The following is a 15,045-nucleotide window of genomic DNA, read 5'->3' as shown; positions in this document are numbered from 1 at the left end:
CCCATGAAGATCGACGCAGGCAATCGCCGTCTGAAGGTTCTCGTCTGCGGTGGCGGGATTGCAGGGCCGGCCCTCGCCTACTGGCTCGCCCGGAGTGGCCATCGTGTCGTTGTCGTGGAGCGTTTCCCATCGCTCAGGGCCTCGGGTGCGCAGGTGGACCTGCGCGGCCAAGGCATCGAGGCCGCCAGGCGCATGGGTCTCATCGACACCATCCGGAACAACCTTGTCGATGAGGCGGGTGTCTCGTTCGTCGATGCCCGAGGCCGCGCCAAGGCGACGATCATGGCCAACCGGTCCGGTCGCGGCGCGCAATCTCTCACATCCGAATATGAGATCATGCGCGGCGATTTGGTACGCATTCTTCACGACGCGACCAAGGACGACGTCGAATACGTTTTCGGAAAGCACGTGGAGCATTTCGAGCAGGACGACCAGAGTGTTCTGGTGCACTTTTCCGACAGCACCTCTGACCGCTTCGATATGCTGGTCGGAGCCGATGGTCAGGGATCGCGCATTCGCAAGGGCATCCTGCCGCCGGAAGCCGGCGATCCCTACCTCGAGATGGGCATCCACATGGCCTATTGGTTCATCCCGCGCACAGCGGCCGACGATGGTAACATCCGCAACACCTACCTCGCTCCTTGCGGCCGGATGATCATGCGGCGAAGCCATAATCCGGCGGAAACGCAGGTCTACTTCGTGCTCAGGGAGCGCTCCGAGGAAGCCTCGGCCATTCACAGAGCGCCGCTGGATCAGCAGAAGCAGTTCTGGGCGCAACGGTTCCGGGATGCCGGCTGGCAGACGGATCGTTTCATCCAGGGCATGATGGCGACGGCCAATTTCTACTCCCAGGAAGTGGTGCAGGTGCGCACCGACAGCTGGTCCAAGGGGCGCGTGGTCCTTGCCGGAGACGCCGCGCATTGTGCATCCCCCTTCAGCGGCATGGGCGTATCCGGCAGTCTGGTTGGAGCCTACGTCCTGGCCGATGCGATCAATCGCAATCCGGGCGACCTTGCGCGCGCTTTTGCCCTCTATGACAAGACGCTGCGGCCATTTGTCGACGAAATCCAGAACGTGAACCCGTCGCTGCTGCGGCTGGGAATGCCGAGGACGAAGTTGGGGATTGGTGTCTTCCTGTTCCTCACGGGGCTCGCGGCGGCGCTTCACATCCCGGACCTGATCGCCAGGCTTTCGTCCGATGACCGGGATGGAGGTTGGCTGTTGCCCGACCAGGCTGCGCCGACTGACGCCAATTGACCTTGCTCAGCACATCGAGGGGCATGGGTGGTATGCGGCGATCTACGGAAATAACGGGATATGGAGGGCAACGATGTCTTGGGGGCAAACCGCTATCTATGTCTTCGGTATGCACGCCGACAGAAATGGCGGACAGAGAGGTTGTGCAGACCCCCATATTTTTCAGTTTGATGCTTTGTCCAACTCGCTGATTTCGCCAGTTGATTTCATTGACGAAATTCCAGCGATTCCCAACCGTCACGAGGTGCTGTCATGAGCATCAAAGTGATGAACTTGGTATTTGAAAACGGCCCTGCCGAACGCAATCAGTTCATGGTGCTTCTGGCGTTGGCAGATTGGGCCGACGACAAGGGCCGCGCCTATCCAGGCATCGAGGCGATCGCTCGCAAGTCGCGTTGTTCCGTGAGGACCGTTCAAGACACGCTGAAGCGGATCAAGTCGGACGGGAAGACGGGTAACGGCCTGGTCAAGATCGACACGAACGCCGGCCCAGGCGGCACCAACCGTTACACCATCAATTTGCAGGCGCTCGCCACGCCGATCGACGATCGTGAAGCAGACGAGAAGGGGGGTGCAGATTTTGCACCCCCGCAGATTTCGCACCCCGCAGAAAACGACGTGGAGGGGGTGCAAAATGCGGACGAGAATTGCACCCAAACCATCAGGAACCCTCAAAGCGCGCATGCGCGCACGAGAGAGCCGGATCTGGATGATGGAGTTGATGCGAAAGCCGACAAGAGGGCGTTTCTGTCGTTCGTGAACAACTGGCCTGGCTTCGCCGGCCTGTCTCAGGACAAGGCGCGACGCGAGTGGGGCGCACTTTCGCCGGATGACCGTAAGGCAGCCGCCGCAGGACGGGATGCATGGATCGCCTTGTTGCGCCATCAGGGCAAGGATCACACGCCGGCCCCGAGCACCTACCTGAGGGAGCGGCTTTGGGAGGCTGTGCCAGACGAGCCGCTGACCGCAGGCGCTAGCGTCTAATCGATATGCTCGCCGACAAGCAGAGGGGAGTGAAGACCAGTGGCGTTCACGGAGCGGGACAGGAGCGCACTCAGGCAGTGACTGATGAGGCGCTCATTCAGGCTTTGGCCTACAAGATCGGCGGGGCTGAACCGCAAGACGAGCGGGGCCGGGCACTGGCGGGGCGGTCGCTGATCTCGATCGCGCGTGAAGTCTACACTGCCCGCGGCTATCGCGCCGACAATTTCAGCGATGGCGAAATCGCCGACATGGTCATGGGCGGGGCGGCGCTGCAAGGTCAGAAGCGTGGCGAACACACTACATCGGATTTCCCGGTGCTGCTGATGGAGAGCGGCGACCGGGTGCTGATGGAGCGATTTTCTGCCGACCCTTCCGCGCTCAAGATGTTTTCGCGAAAGCGGAACAGCAGCGACTTCCGGCCCCAGACCCATATCCGTCCTGGTGAAGCGCCCCTTCTGCTGAAGGTGGCCGAAAGTGGTGAGGTCAAATACGGAACGCTCGGGACGGAGGCAGTCTCCTTCGCCGTCGAGACTTACGCGCGTGGCTTTCGCTTGAGCCGCAAGGCAATCATCAATGATGATCTCGGGGCGTTTTCGGACTTCCTTTACGCGTTCTCCGACGCGTCTCAGCAGACGGAAGGTAACCTCTTCTTCGAGATCCTGTCGGCGAACGCCTTTGGCGGCAAGAAGTACAGCGACAACAAGAATTTCTTCCACGCCGATCACGGCAATCTCGCGGCTGTCGGAGAAGCGCCGTCTGTTGCGACGTTGTCGGCAGCTCGGAAAGCGATGCGTCTGCAGGCCAATGTGAATGGCACCGGCACAGCAGGCGTGACGCCCAAGTATCTCGTTGTCGGACCGCTCTTGGAGACGTTGGCGCAGCAGGTGGTCGCCGAGATCAATGCGACCAAGACTGACGACGTCAACCCGTTCAGCAGCCAGCTCCAGGTGGTCGTCGAGAACCGCTATGGTGGCCAGGGTTGGTGGCTCTTCGCGGATCCCGCGAAGCGGCCCGCGTTCCTGCATGGTTACCTGGAAGGGCGTGATGGACCGTTCTTCGTCAGGCACGAAGTTGCGTCCGTCGCGGCTGGTGCGGTCTTCGAATGCATCCTCGATTTCGGATGCGGGCCGTATGAGTATCGCGCCGCCTACTTCAATCCCGGCGAATAAGCCGGCAACTGATTGCCGGTGCAGTCCTTCATCGGCAATAGACGAGGCGATCTAGCGGCCGCCTCAGGTAAAGGTCACCGCCCACGGTGACCGCATCGCCGCCCCCGCTTGAAAGCGTCGCGGGGGCGGCGAAACACCCGAGAGGATCATGGCATGGCAATTCGACAGGCATCGATAAAGCAGAGTGACGCCAAGCGCCTTTTCAAGGCGGCTCTGGAGGCCGGCTTCGAGGCTGCGCGGATCATCATTCATCCGGACGGGCGGATTGAGGCGTCTGCCTCCTTCAGCGATCCGAACGCCGCCTCGGAAAACAAGAACTCCTGGGATGACGTGCTGAAATGAAAGGGAAGCGCCGCAACGGTCTGCCGAAGCATTGCTCTCTGGTAACCGACCGACACAAGAAGCGGCGCATACGCTTTCGCGCCAAGGGCGTTGATACGTATCTCCCCTATCCCCCGACCGGACCTGAATTCGAGAAAGCATATGCCAGCGCGCTGGCCGGCGTCACCGAATGGCGCGCCAATATCGGCGCGACGCGGACCCGGCCCGGCACGATCGATGCGCTGGTCGTGTCCTATTACCGGTCTCCGGAGTTCGCCGGCCTGGCGCAGAGCACCCAGCAGACCTATCGCCGTATCATCGAGCGGTTCCGCGACGAACATGGCAAGCGCATGGTGCGCGACCTGCGGCGCGAACATGTCAAGGCAATCCTCGGCGGCATGGCGGATCGCCCGCAGGCCGCGAACCGCCTGCTGTCGCTCTTCAAGATCCTTTGGGACCATGCTCTCGATAATGGATGGGTGACGCTGAACCCGGCGCGCGGCGTCAAGGGTTACGGAAAGAAGACAAAAGGCTTTCACACATGGACGGAAGAGGAAATTGCCGCCTATGAGCAGCGCCACCCGCCTGGCTCCAAGGCGCGGCTGGCCCTCGTCCTCCTGCTCTATACGGCGCAACGGCGCGGCGACGTTGTTGCGATGGGATGGGAGAAAATTCGGGGGCGGGTGATCGCCGTCAAGCAATCCAAGACCGGGGCGGAACTGGATCTCTACATGCTGCCGGAGCTGACGGACGCGATCCGTGAGCTGCCGCGCGACAAGCCGACTTTCCTCACCACTGAATTCGGCAAGCCCTTCACGCCGGCCGGTTTCCGGCAACTGGTTTCGCGATCGATGCAATGAGGCAGGCTTGCTGCACTGTGCCGCCCACGGGCTGCGCAAGGCGGCCGCGCGGCGGATGGCGGAAGGCGGCGTGAGCGCCGACGTGATCAAGGCCGTCACCGGCCATACCGACCTGAAGCAGGTCTCGGTCTACACGGCAGCCGCCAACCAGGCGCAGCTCGCAGAGAGGGGCTTGAAGGTCATCGCCGGGAAGAAAAAGCGAACGAAAATTGTCCAACCAGTCCGAGAAGTTGGACAAAAGGAAGGTGAATAAGATGGAAAATCAACTGTTTGTTGAAAAGGATGGCGGACAGAGAGGGATTCGAACCCTCGGTACGCTTTCACGTACACACGCGTTCCAGGCGTGCGCCTTAAACCACTCGGCCACCTGTCCATTTGTCTCTTCACCCGTTGGAAATCCGGGTGCTTCGGCAGCGTTGAGGTCAACGGCGTACCGTGCGGAACGGGCGCGATATATACCGATGCTGCAGCGCTAATCAACCCGCCTGTGACAGAATTTTGATCATCCCGTGAAAATCGTTCACCGCTTTGACCATTGCGTCACAAGGGTGGGCAAACTAAATTACGCTCCGGGCGAGATGAGGGAAATCCCGGAAGACCGGAAAATACGGCACGGGAGCATAGGGGGAAGGCAAAATGCGGTTCATTTTCCGCGTTCTAAGTCTGGTTGCGCTCGTGCTGGCGGTGATTTCGGGTACGGTCGATTCCGTCCAGTCGGTCGCCGACAGCGATGTCGTTCTAACGCCGTTCGGAACGGCATGGCAGGATGTGAGCCCCGCGACGTTCCTGTCGCTGCAGGGCTTCGTCGAACACAATCTGAATGCGGGCTCATGGAACCTGATGGTTCAGTGGGTCCTCTCGCAGCCGGCCTTCGCGGTCTTTCTCGCGCTGGCGCTGGTGATGTGGATGATCGGTTACAAGAGAGAGCCGGCCGCAGGACGCTTCGCCGCGTGAACAGGCGAAGCCGCCTCCGCGCCGCTCGAGCCATAGCGGCAAAGGAAGGTGAAGCATGTTTCTGACCGAAATGTTTTCCAAGAAGACGATGATGCCCGATGCTGCCACGGCCCTGAAGGGCCGTCCGGATGCCATCCCGACGGCGGACCGGCATTTCGTCAACGGGCGGCCGCTGAAGGGGCCTTATCCGGAAGGCACGGAAGTCGCCTATTTCGGCATGGGCTGCTTCTGGGGCGCCGAGCGGCTGTTCTGGAAGCTGGACGGCGTCTGGGTGACCTCCGTCGGCTATTCCGGTGGCATCACCGAAAACCCGACCTACCAGGAAACCACGACGGGGCTGACCGGCCATGCCGAGGTCGTCAAGGTGGTCTACGACCCGTCGGTGATTTCCTACGAGACGCTGCTGAAGACCTTCTTCGAGGAGCACGACCCGACCCAGGGCATGCGCCAGGGCAATGATGTCGGCACGACTTATCGTTCGGCGCTCTATTGCACGACGGAAGAACAGTTGGCACAGGCGCAAGCCTCTCGCGACCGGTTCCAGACGGCGATGAAAGAGGCCGGCGTGAACGCCGAGATCACCACGGAAATCGCCATGATCGGCCCGTACTACTATGCCGAGGACTACCATCAGCAGTATCTTGCCAAGAACCCCGGCGGCTATTGCGGCTTGCGGGGAACAGGGGTCAGCTGCCCGATCGGCTGAGGTGCATTGGTCCCTTAAAATCTGAATGCCAGAGGGTCGCTTCCGCCGGAAGCGGCCCTTTTTGCACAGGTTTTGATGGCAGGAATAAATTTTTACCAGCTGAGAAAAATTCTGGTGAATTTTTTGTTTGGCCGTGCAAGGATACCTCGACCCTGCCGCCGTTGGCGGTGGCGGATGGTACCGCAGACATGTTCGTTTCCGAGAGGGGCGGGCTTGCGGGAGGACCCAACAAGATCAATAGCTACAACAGGGCTGCACAATGAAAAAATCACTTTTGACCCTCTTCGCCATGGCTGCCATGTCGGCTTCGGCGCTGGCCGCCGACATCAAGCCGGCGCTGGTTTACGGCACGGGCGGCAAGTTCGACAAGTCGTTCAACGAAGCCGCCTATAACGGCGCCGAGAAGTTCAAGTCGGAAACGGGGATCGAGTACCGCGATTTCGCACCGAACGACGACACCCAGGGCGAGCAGGCGCTGCGCAACTTCGCATCGAAGGGCTTCAATCCGGTTGTCGCGATCTCCTTTGCCTGGACGTCGGCGCTTGACAAGGTCGCTGCCGAATTTCCGGACACCAAGTTCGTCATCGTTGACTCGGTCGTTGAAAAGCCGAACGTCCGCTCTGTCCTCTTCAAGGAAAACGAAGGCTCCTATCTCGTCGGCGTCCTCGCCGGACTGAAGTCTGAGACCGGCAAGGTCGGCTTTGTCGGCGGCATGGACATTCCGCTGATCCGCAAGTTCGGATGTGGCTATGAGCTCGGGGCCAAGTCCGTCAAGCCGGACATCGAAGTCTTTCAGAACATGACCGGCACGACCGGTGCCGCCTGGAACGATCCGGTGCGCGGCGGCGAGTTGACCAAGAACCAGATCGATCAGGGTGCGGACGTGATCTTCGCAGCGGCCGGAGCCACCGGTCTCGGCGTGCTGCAGACGGCTGCCGACAACGGCAAGTTCTCGATCGGCGTCGACTCCAACCAGAACTACCTGCATCCGGGCTCGGTTCTGACCTCCATGGTCAAGCGCGTCGATCTGGCGATCTACAACGCCTTCGCCGACACCAAGGACGACAAGTTCTCCGCCGGCATCCAGAACCTCGGTCTCAAGGAAGGCGGCGTCGATTACGCACTCGACGACAACAACGCAAGCCTGATCACCGACGACATGAAGGCGGCAGTCGAAAAGGCCAAGGCCGACATCATCTCCGGTGCGGTCGAGGTTCACGATTACACGACGGACAGCGCCTGCCCGGCCAAGTAAGTCTCGAACAGGCGATGGGCGCATGGCGGAGGGGAAACCGTCATGCGCCCATTTGCCGTCTGCATCTGGAGTGGTCACGTGAGCCAGGACATCGCAATCGAGCTCGCCGGTATCGACAAGAAATTCGGCGCGGTTCATGCCAACAAGAATATCGACCTCAAGGTCGCAAAGGGGACGATCCACGGGATCATCGGTGAAAACGGGGCCGGGAAATCGACGTTGATGTCGATCCTCTATGGCTTCTATCAGGCCGACAGCGGCGAGATCCGCATCAATGGCGCGCCGGTCGCAATCCGCGACAGCCAGGCGGCCATCGACGCCGGCATCGGCATGGTGCATCAGCATTTCATGCTGGTCGAGAATTTTACCGTACTGGAAAACGTCATGCTGGGCGCCGAGGGCGGCAGCCTGCTGAAAAAGGGCGTGGCGGCGGCGCGGGCGGAGTTGAAGCGGCTGGAAAGCGAATACGGCCTCGATGTCGATCCCGATGCCGTCATCGAGGAACTGCCGGTCGGGCTGCAGCAGCGCGTCGAGATCCTCAAGGCCATGTATCGCGGCGCGGAGATCCTCATCCTCGACGAGCCGACGGGCGTGCTCACCCCCGCCGAGGCCGATCACCTCTTCCGAATCCTTGGCGTCCTGCGCGACCAGGGCAAGACCGTCATCCTCATCACCCACAAGCTGCGCGAGATCATGGCGATCACCGATACGGTCTCCGTCATGCGCCGCGGCGAGATGGTCGCCACGCGCAAGACGTCGGAGACGACGGTAGAGGAGCTTGCAGAACTGATGGTCGGCCGGCGCGTTCTCCTGCGAGTCGAAAAGGGTGAAGCCAACCCGGGCAACGTTCTCCTGTCGGTGAAGAATCTGACGGTGAAGGACAGCCGCGGCGTCACCATGGTGGACAACGTTTCCTTCGATGTTCGGGCCGGTGAGATCGTCGGCATCGCCGGTGTCGCCGGCAACGGCCAGTCCGAACTGCTGGAGGCGATCGCCGGCATCCGCAAGCCGACATCAGGACAGATCTTCATCGACGGCAAGCAGGTGCCCCACGCCGATCCCGCGACGCTGAGGGCGCTGGGCCTCGCCCATATTCCGGAAGACCGGCACCACATGGGCCTGGTCCTGAAGTTCGAGGAATATGAAAATTCCATACTCGGCTATCATCGTGACGAACGCTACGGCAAGGGTAGCTTTCTGGACCTGGAGGCAATCCGCAAGGATGCTGTCGAGAAGATCGAGAAATACGACATCCGCCCGCCGGACCCGCGCCTGAAGACGGCCAATTTTTCCGGCGGCAACCAGCAGAAGATCGTCGTCGCAAGAGAAATCGAGCGCGACCCGAAGATGCTGATCATCGGCCAGCCGACGCGCGGCGTCGACATCGGCGCCATCGAGTTCATTCACCGGCGCATCATCGAAATGCGCGACGAGGGCAAGGCCGTTCTTCTGGTGTCCGTCGAGCTGGACGAAATCCGCGCTCTTTCGGACCGTATCCTGGTGATGTTTGCCGGCCATGTGGTCGGCGAAAAGACGCCGGACGCGGACGAACAGGCGCTCGGTCTGATGATGGCCGGCATTGCGGCATAAGGGAAATACATGAGCACGGCATCCGTACCGCTACCCAACTGGATCAATTACGGTCTCATCCCGCTGATCAATCTCTGTGCCGCCTTCATCGTTTCGGGCTTCGTCGTCTGGATGATCGGCGAAAGCCCGATCGAGGCGCTGACGCTGCTGCTGCAGGGCGCGCTGGGACGGGGTGAGGGCATCGGTTTCACCCTCTATTATGCGACGAGCTTCATCTTCACCGGCCTTTCGGTCGCAGTCGCCATCCATGCGGGCCTTTTCAACATCGGTTCCGAAGGCCAGGCCTATATCGGCGGCCTCGGTGCGGCGATCGCCGCCCTGTCGCTCGATCATTACGTGCCGTGGTATGTCACCATGCCGTTCGCCGTCATCCTGTCGGCGCTCTTCGGGGCCGCATGGGCCTTCCTGCCGGCCCTGATGCAGGCAAAGCGCGGCAGCCACATCGTCATCACCACGATCATGTTCAACTTCATCGGCGCCAGCCTGATGAACTATCTGCTCGTGCGCGTGCTGATCGTGCCCGGCAAGATGGCGCCGGAAACGCGCACCTTCCTCGAAGGCGGACAGTTGCCGAAGCTCGACTGGCTGATCGCCATGTTCGGCTCCAAGCTCGGTGCCGCGCCTCTCAACTTCTCCTTCCTTGTTGCACTGTTCATGTGCCTGGTCGTCTGGCTGCTGATCTGGCGCACCAAGCTCGGCTACGAAATTCGCACCCTCGGCTTCTCGCCGTCGGCGGCGTCTTATGGCGGCATCCGCTATGTCCGCACGGTCATCATCACCATGCTGATTTCCGGTGGTCTCGCCGGCATGATGGCGCTCAATCCGGTGATGGGCGCATCCGCCCGCCTGCAGCTGGAATTCGTCGGCGGCGCCGGCTTCGTCGGGATCGCGGTATCGTTGATGGGACGCAACCATCCGCTCGGCATCATCTTCGCGGCGGTGCTGTTCGGCGTGCTCTACCAGGGCGGCGCGGAACTCTCCTTCGACATGCCGGCGATCACCCGCGAAATGATCCTGGTGATCCAGGGTCTCGTCATCCTGTTCGCCGGGGCGCTGGAATACATGTTCCGGCCGGCGATCGTTCGCGTCTACCAAAAATTCGTAACCGTGTGAGGTGAGGGGATGGAATACATCGATATTTTCATCAGTATTCTCGGCTCGACGATCCGTCTGTCGATCCCGCTGATCTTCACCGCGCTGGCCGGGCTGTTTTCGGAGCGTTCCGGCATTTTCGACATCGGCCTGGAAGGCAAGATGCTGGCGGCCGCCTTCGCTTCGGCAAGCGTCGCCTATGTCACCGGGTCCGCCTGGCTCGGCCTTGGCGGTGGCATCCTGGTGTCGATCCTGTTCTCGCTGATCCACGGCTTTGCCTCGATCACCAACCGCGGCAACCAGATCGTTTCCGGCGTGGCGCTGAACTTCCTGGCGGCCGGTCTGACCGTCGTGCTGGGCAGCGCCTGGTTCCAGCAGGGCGGCCGCACGCCGTCGCTTCCGGCAGGCGCACGCTTTACCGAGATCGTCTTCCCCGGTGCCGATGCCGCCCGCAGTATGGGCTATCTCGGCAAGTTCTATGCGAATGTCATTTCCGGTCAGAACATCCTGACCTACATGGCCTTTGCCGCCGTGCCGCTCTCCTGGTGGGTCCTCTACCGCACACGCTTCGGCCTGCGTCTGCGCGCCGTCGGCGAAAATCCGGGTGCGGTCGATACGGCCGGCATTTCGGTCACCTGGCTGCGCTACCGCGCCCTCATCTGTGCCGGCTTCCTCTGCGGCTTCGCCGGCACCTATCTTTCGACCGCCCAGTCGGCGGCCTTCATCAAGGACATGTCGGCCGGCAAGGGCTACATTGCGCTCGCCGCCCTGATCTTCGCCAAGTGGAAGCCGGTGCCCGTCATGCTCGCCTGCCTCCTGTTTGGCTTCCTCGATGCCTTCGCCAATTTCATGCAGGGCAAGACGGTATTCGGCATTGGCGAGATTCCCGTGCAGATCTTCCAGGCGCTGCCCTACATCCTGACCTGCGTGCTGCTTGCCGGCTTCATCGGCGTCGCGCGTCCGCCGAAGGCCGGCGGCGTACCCTATACCAAGGAGCGCTAGAGCCATGACCGACGAGCTTTTCAGGGCCGCGAAGGACGCGATGGCATTTGCCTATGCGCCTTATTCCAAGTTCCCCGTCGGCGCCGCGATCCGCGGCGAGGACGGCAAAGTCTACAAGGGCGCCAACATCGAGAACCTCGCCTTCCCGCAGGGCTGGTGCGCCGAATGCACGGCGATCGGCCAGATGATCATGGGCGGCGCGAAGAAAATTGTCGAGATCGCGGTGATCGCCGAGAAGCTGCCGCTTTGCCCGCCCTGCGGTGGCTGCAGGCAGAAGATCGCCGAATTCGCCACGAGAGAGACGCGCATCTATCTCTGTGATGAGGTCGGCGTGCAGAAGACACTGACGATCGACGAACTGCTGCCCTTCGCCTTCGAGACCGAGGTCATCGGATGAAGGAGGTCATCGACCTGCTTGTCGACCGGCTGAACGGGCTCTTGCCGAAATACGGCATCGTTCTCGGATCGGGGCTCGGCCATCTGGCCGATGAATTGCGGGATGCGGTCCGCGTCCCCTACGCCGAATTGGAAGGCTTTCCGCATGGTGGGGTCTCCGGCCATGCCGGCGAACTGGTGGCCGGCTACATGGGCAAGACGCCGGTCGTCATGCTGTCGGGCCGGGTGCACTACTACGAACAGGGCGATGCCGCGGCCATGCGGCTGCCGATCGCCGTGCTGGAAGGCCTTGGCGTCAACTCGCTGATCCTCACCAATTCCGCCGGCTCGCTGAAGGACGAGATGCCGCCGGGCTCGGTGATGCTGATTACCGATCACATCAACTATTCCGGCATGAATCCGCTGATCGGCGAGCGTAGCGACCGCCGTTTCGTCGGCATGACGAATGCCTATGACGCGGAACTCTTGGAGCGGATGCGTGCCGCCGCGACCAAGGCCACCGTCAACCTGGCGAGCGGTGTCTATATGTGGTTTTCCGGCCCGAGCTTCGAGACGCCGGCGGAAATCCGCATGGCCCGGATAATGGGTGCCGACGCTGTCGGCATGTCGACGGTTCCCGAAGTCATCCTGGCGCGCTATTATGGTATGAAGGTTGCCGCCGCTTCCGTCATTACCAATTTTGCCGCCGGCATGACCGGCGCAGAACTCAGTCACGAAGAAACAAAAGACATGGCCCCCATTGGTGGAAGGCGTCTTGCGGCAATCCTGAGGGAGATGATTGCCGGAGGAGACCTTCATCATGGATCGCCATGACCTGCGCGAGACGGCGGCGTTAGCCTTGTCCGTACTGGATTTGACCAACCTGCGTGCCGATTGCAGCGAGGACGATGTCGTTGAGCTCTGCGCCCGGGCCCAGACCGGATACGGCAATACAGCGGCGATCTGCATCCTGCCGCGCTACGTCTCACTGGCGCGGTCCATACTCGGACCGTCGCATGCGGTGCGGATTGCAACGGTGGTCAATTTTCCCGATGGCGAGAATACCTGCGTGGCCGTGGAGGACGAAACGCGCGCGGTTCTCGACGCCGGCGCGGACGAGATCGATCTGGTCATTCCCTACCGTGCCCTGATGGCCGGCGACGAGCAGGCCGTCACACGCATGGTTACGGCCGTCAAGGCCATTTGCGGCAGCGATGCAATGCTGAAGACCATCCTCGAGACCGGCATCCTTGGCGACCCGCATCTCATCCGCCGTGCCGCCGAACTGGCGATTGCCGCCGGTACTGACTTCATCAAGACGTCGACCGGGCGCGCCGGAGTGCACGCCACGCAGGAGGCCGTCGACACCATCCTGCAGGCCATTCGCTACTGCGGACGCAAGGTCGGGATAAAGCCGTCCGGCGGCATGCGGTCCGTCGAAAACTCCGGCCTCTATCTCGGTCTGGCACAAACGGTCATGGGGGAGGACTGGGTCATGCCCTCGACCTTCCGCTTTGGCGCGACCATCCTTCTCGACGACATCCTGTCGGTCCTTTCCGGCCGGCGCTTTGAAGACGCAACCCTCCAGGCGAACCATTAGAATGCTCCCACAGGAAACCATCCGGAAGAAGCGCGACGGCGAGGAATTGTCGGCTGCCGCGATCAGCGAGTTCATCGCCGGCATGACCGTCGGCACGATCACCGAAGGCCAGGCCGCCGCCTTCGCCATGGCCGTCTATTTCAAGGGCATGAGCCGCGCCGAGACCGTGGCGCTGACGCTTGCCATGCGCGACAGCGGCGATGTGCTCGACTGGAGCGATGCCGGCCGGCCGATCGTCGACAAGCATTCGACCGGCGGCATCGGCGACAATGTCTCGCTGATGCTGGCGCCCATCCTTGCGGCCTGCGGCGCCGCCGTACCGATGATCTCGGGCAGGGGCCTGGGTCACACCGGCGGCACGCTGGACAAACTTGAATCCATTCCGGGCTATCAAATCCGTCCTGATGCGCAGCGCCTTCGCGAAACCGTCCGCAATGTTGGCTGCGCCATCATCGGCCCGACCGGCGATCTCGCGCCGGCCGACCGTATTCTCTACGGCATCCGCGATGTGACCGCGACGGTCGATTCCATGCCGTTGATCTGCGCGTCCATCCTGTCGAAGAAGCTTGCCGCCGGCCTGGAAACGCTGGTCCTCGACGTCAAGTTCGGCAGCGGCGCCTTCATGACAACGGTCACGGAGGCCGAAGAACTGGCCCGCATCCTCGCGGGCGTCGCCAATGACGCGGGCGTCAGGACTTCGGCATTGATCACGGACATGAACGAGCCACTCGCCGATGCGGCCGGCAATGCGCTGGAAATCGCCAACTGCCTCGCCTTCCTGAAGGGCGAGAAGAAGGGAACGCGCCTGGAGGCGATCGTCTTTGCGCTGGCCGGCCAGATGCTGATGCAGTCGGGTATCGCGTCGGGCCCCACGGAGGCTGAAACGATGGCCCGCACAGTGCTTGAAAATGGCCAGGCGGCCGAGACGTTTGCGCGCATGGTCAGCGCACTCGGCGGTCCAGCTGATCTTCTGGAGAGGTCTTCCGCCTATCTGCCGGAAGCGGCCGTCATTCTCCCGGTCCCGGCATCTGCGGATGGCTTTCTCTCAGCCTGCAATGCGCGCGATGTCGGCCTTGCCGTGATCGGCCTCGGCGGGGGCCGCCGCAAGCCGTCCGACGCCATCGACCACGCTGTCGGCTTCAGCCGGCTCGTGCCGCTCGGTACCCAAGTGAGGCGAGGCGATCCCATAGCGTTCGTCCATGCCCGCAACGCTTCAGAGGCTGAGGCAGCGCGTGCAGAACTGTCTGAATGCTATCGGATATCGGCGGAAAGACCCGACGAGCGGCCGGTCATCGCCGGTCTGGTCTGACTTACTGGACGAGCTGCAGGACACCGTCCTTGACGGCATAGGACTGCAGCTTCTTCATGAAGCTCATGCCGACGAGCATACCGGACAGTGCCTTGTCCTCCAGCACCACGGCTTCGACATCGCGCACCCGGACATTGCCGATCTGGACGTCCTTCAGCACGACACTTGCCGCGCGTGCCTTCCCGTTGGCGGTGCCGACCGTGTACTTGTAGTCGATATCGCTGCCGGCAATGCCGATGCGTCGCGCGGTTGTCTCGTTGATGGCCACAGTGCTTGCGCCGGTGTCGATCAGGCCATCGAGGGGCCGCCCGTTAATGATCACCCGGGCATAGAAATGCCCGTTCCGTCCGACGGGTATCTCCGTCCGTCCGCTGTGTCCATAAGAGGCTGGCTCCGCCTTTGCCGTGTCGGTCATAATCGTCTGCTTTGGCTGCACCGGCTCGCTCTGGCGCGTGAAAGACGGCATCAGGGACGGGACCAGAATAGCCGAGACGCCGGCAACTGCGGCAATAACGATGCTGCGGACGATCATGTCGGACCCTTGTTTGCAAAACCGGACCGATCGTTATGG

Annotated in this window: 17 protein-coding genes and 1 tRNA gene; 16 read left to right on the top strand and 2 right to left on the bottom strand. The window is 61.8% G+C overall.

Annotated features, from left to right (window positions below; all coding sequences use genetic code 11):
* Window positions 1-3 precede the first annotated feature (3 nt).
* The 6 genes from ACU5AY_RS16125 (at window position 4) to ACU5AY_RS16100 (ending at window position 4,844) form a co-directional block, all read left to right on the top strand.
* The gene (locus ACU5AY_RS16125) at window positions 4-1,257 is read left to right on the top strand and encodes an FAD-dependent oxidoreductase (protein WP_446826960.1); all 1,254 of its coding nucleotides are present in this window, start codon (window positions 4-6) and stop codon (window positions 1,255-1,257) included.
* Window positions 1,258-1,509: 252 nt separating this feature from the next.
* The gene (locus tag ACU5AY_RS16120) at window positions 1,510-2,241 is read left to right on the top strand and encodes a helix-turn-helix domain-containing protein (RefSeq protein WP_446826959.1); all 732 of its coding nucleotides are present in this window, start codon (window positions 1,510-1,512) and stop codon (window positions 2,239-2,241) included.
* Between the two features lie 29 nt (window positions 2,242-2,270).
* Window positions 2,271-3,410: a phage major capsid protein gene (locus tag ACU5AY_RS16115; protein WP_446826958.1), complete on the top strand. Its 1,140-nt coding sequence runs from the start codon at window positions 2,271-2,273 to the stop codon at window positions 3,408-3,410.
* A 153-nt stretch (window positions 3,411-3,563) separates the two neighbouring features.
* Window positions 3,564-3,752, top strand: coding sequence for a hypothetical protein (locus ACU5AY_RS16110; RefSeq protein ID WP_446826957.1), 189 nt, complete (start codon window positions 3,564-3,566; stop codon window positions 3,750-3,752).
* Window positions 3,749-4,591 carry a tyrosine-type recombinase/integrase gene (locus tag ACU5AY_RS16105; protein ID WP_446826956.1) on the top strand — a complete coding sequence of 281 codons (843 nt, stop codon included), beginning with the start codon at window positions 3,749-3,751 and terminating at the stop codon, window positions 4,589-4,591. The genes ACU5AY_RS16110 and ACU5AY_RS16105 overlap by 4 nt, the downstream gene beginning before the upstream one ends.
* A 7-nt stretch (window positions 4,592-4,598) precedes the next feature.
* A complete protein-coding gene (locus ACU5AY_RS16100) occupies window positions 4,599-4,844 on the top strand; it encodes a tyrosine-type recombinase/integrase (RefSeq protein ID WP_446826955.1) in 246 nt (81 codons plus the stop codon).
* A gap of 30 nt (window positions 4,845-4,874) precedes the next feature.
* Here ACU5AY_RS16100 and ACU5AY_RS16095 read toward each other — a convergent pair.
* A tRNA-Ser gene (locus ACU5AY_RS16095) sits at window positions 4,875-4,964 on the bottom strand.
* Between the two features lie 263 nt (window positions 4,965-5,227).
* Between ACU5AY_RS16095 and ACU5AY_RS16090 the strand changes: the two genes are divergently transcribed.
* The 10 genes from ACU5AY_RS16090 to deoA all read left to right on the top strand — a co-directional run bounded on the left by ACU5AY_RS16090 (window position 5,228) and on the right by deoA (window position 14,474).
* Window positions 5,228-5,545, top strand: coding sequence for a hypothetical protein (locus tag ACU5AY_RS16090; protein ID WP_446825686.1), 318 nt, complete (start codon window positions 5,228-5,230; stop codon window positions 5,543-5,545).
* Between the two features lie 55 nt (window positions 5,546-5,600).
* Window positions 5,601-6,251, top strand: a complete 651-nt coding sequence (gene msrA, locus ACU5AY_RS16085) for a peptide-methionine (S)-S-oxide reductase MsrA (RefSeq protein WP_446826954.1) — start codon at window positions 5,601-5,603, stop codon at window positions 6,249-6,251.
* 259 nt (window positions 6,252-6,510) lie between these two features.
* On the top strand, window positions 6,511-7,506 hold the full coding sequence (locus ACU5AY_RS16080) for a BMP family lipoprotein (RefSeq protein ID WP_446826953.1): 996 nt from the start codon (window positions 6,511-6,513) through the stop codon (window positions 7,504-7,506).
* Window positions 7,507-7,548: 42 nt separating this feature from the next.
* A complete protein-coding gene (locus tag ACU5AY_RS16075) occupies window positions 7,549-9,096 on the top strand; it encodes an ABC transporter ATP-binding protein (RefSeq protein ID WP_446826952.1) in 1,548 nt (515 codons plus the stop codon).
* Window positions 9,097-9,105: 9 nt separating this feature from the next.
* Window positions 9,106-10,209 carry an ABC transporter permease gene (locus ACU5AY_RS16070; RefSeq protein WP_446826951.1) on the top strand — a complete coding sequence of 368 codons (1,104 nt, stop codon included), beginning with the start codon at window positions 9,106-9,108 and terminating at the stop codon, window positions 10,207-10,209.
* 9 nt (window positions 10,210-10,218) lie between these two features.
* Window positions 10,219-11,190 (top strand): ABC transporter permease, encoded by a 972-nt coding sequence (locus tag ACU5AY_RS16065; protein ID WP_261931584.1) that lies wholly within the window; start codon window positions 10,219-10,221, stop codon window positions 11,188-11,190.
* 4 nt (window positions 11,191-11,194) lie between these two features.
* Complete coding sequence (locus ACU5AY_RS16060) at window positions 11,195-11,587, top strand: cytidine deaminase (RefSeq protein ID WP_446826950.1); 393 nt, start codon at window positions 11,195-11,197, stop codon at window positions 11,585-11,587.
* A complete protein-coding gene (locus ACU5AY_RS16055) occupies window positions 11,584-12,399 on the top strand; it encodes a purine-nucleoside phosphorylase (RefSeq protein ID WP_446826949.1) in 816 nt (271 codons plus the stop codon). The genes ACU5AY_RS16060 and ACU5AY_RS16055 overlap by 4 nt, the downstream gene beginning before the upstream one ends.
* Window positions 12,386-13,165, top strand: a complete 780-nt coding sequence (deoC, locus tag ACU5AY_RS16050) for a deoxyribose-phosphate aldolase (RefSeq protein ID WP_446826948.1) — start codon at window positions 12,386-12,388, stop codon at window positions 13,163-13,165. Before ACU5AY_RS16055 ends, deoC begins: the two co-directional genes overlap by 14 nt.
* A gap of 1 nt (window position 13,166) precedes the next feature.
* Window positions 13,167-14,474, top strand: coding sequence for a thymidine phosphorylase (deoA, locus tag ACU5AY_RS16045; RefSeq protein WP_446826947.1), 1,308 nt, complete (start codon window positions 13,167-13,169; stop codon window positions 14,472-14,474).
* A 1-nt stretch (window position 14,475) separates the two neighbouring features.
* On the opposite strand, the gene ACU5AY_RS16040 is transcribed toward deoA, so the two are convergent.
* Entirely contained in the window at window positions 14,476-15,006 is a 531-nt protein-coding gene (locus ACU5AY_RS16040; protein ID WP_446826946.1) for a retropepsin-like aspartic protease family protein, read from the bottom strand.
* Between the last annotated feature and the right edge of the window lie 39 nt (window positions 15,007-15,045).

Source organism: Rhizobium sp. PAMB 3174 (assembly GCF_052908375.1).
The sequence above is the reverse complement of the archived record's forward strand: the minus strand, read 5'-3'. Positions and strand labels throughout refer to the sequence as shown.

Excerpts from the sequence above, each read along its gene's own strand:
- ACU5AY_RS16125 (WP_446826960.1), top strand. The coding sequence starts at position 4 with ATGAAGATCGACGCAGGCAATCGCCGTCTGAAGGTTCTCGTCTGCGGT.
- ACU5AY_RS16120 (WP_446826959.1), top strand. The coding sequence starts at position 1,510 with ATGAGCATCAAAGTGATGAACTTGGTATTTGAAAACGGCCCTGCCGAA.
- ACU5AY_RS16110 (WP_446826957.1), top strand. The coding sequence starts at position 3,564 with ATGGCAATTCGACAGGCATCGATAAAGCAGAGTGACGCCAAGCGCCTT.
- ACU5AY_RS16105 (WP_446826956.1), top strand. The coding sequence starts at position 3,749 with ATGAAAGGGAAGCGCCGCAACGGTCTGCCGAAGCATTGCTCTCTGGTA.
- ACU5AY_RS16090 (WP_446825686.1), top strand. The coding sequence starts at position 5,228 with ATGCGGTTCATTTTCCGCGTTCTAAGTCTGGTTGCGCTCGTGCTGGCG.
- msrA (WP_446826954.1), top strand. The coding sequence starts at position 5,601 with ATGTTTCTGACCGAAATGTTTTCCAAGAAGACGATGATGCCCGATGCT.
- ACU5AY_RS16080 (WP_446826953.1), top strand. The coding sequence starts at position 6,511 with ATGAAAAAATCACTTTTGACCCTCTTCGCCATGGCTGCCATGTCGGCT.
- ACU5AY_RS16075 (WP_446826952.1), top strand. The coding sequence starts at position 7,549 with ATGCGCCCATTTGCCGTCTGCATCTGGAGTGGTCACGTGAGCCAGGAC.
- ACU5AY_RS16070 (WP_446826951.1), top strand. The coding sequence starts at position 9,106 with ATGAGCACGGCATCCGTACCGCTACCCAACTGGATCAATTACGGTCTC.
- ACU5AY_RS16065 (WP_261931584.1), top strand. The coding sequence starts at position 10,219 with ATGGAATACATCGATATTTTCATCAGTATTCTCGGCTCGACGATCCGT.
- ACU5AY_RS16060 (WP_446826950.1), top strand. The coding sequence starts at position 11,195 with ATGACCGACGAGCTTTTCAGGGCCGCGAAGGACGCGATGGCATTTGCC.
- ACU5AY_RS16055 (WP_446826949.1), top strand. The coding sequence starts at position 11,584 with ATGAAGGAGGTCATCGACCTGCTTGTCGACCGGCTGAACGGGCTCTTG.
- deoC (WP_446826948.1), top strand. The coding sequence starts at position 12,386 with ATGGATCGCCATGACCTGCGCGAGACGGCGGCGTTAGCCTTGTCCGTA.
- deoA (WP_446826947.1), top strand. The coding sequence starts at position 13,167 with ATGCTCCCACAGGAAACCATCCGGAAGAAGCGCGACGGCGAGGAATTG.
- ACU5AY_RS16040 (WP_446826946.1), bottom strand. The coding sequence starts at position 15,006 with ATGATCGTCCGCAGCATCGTTATTGCCGCAGTTGCCGGCGTCTCGGCT.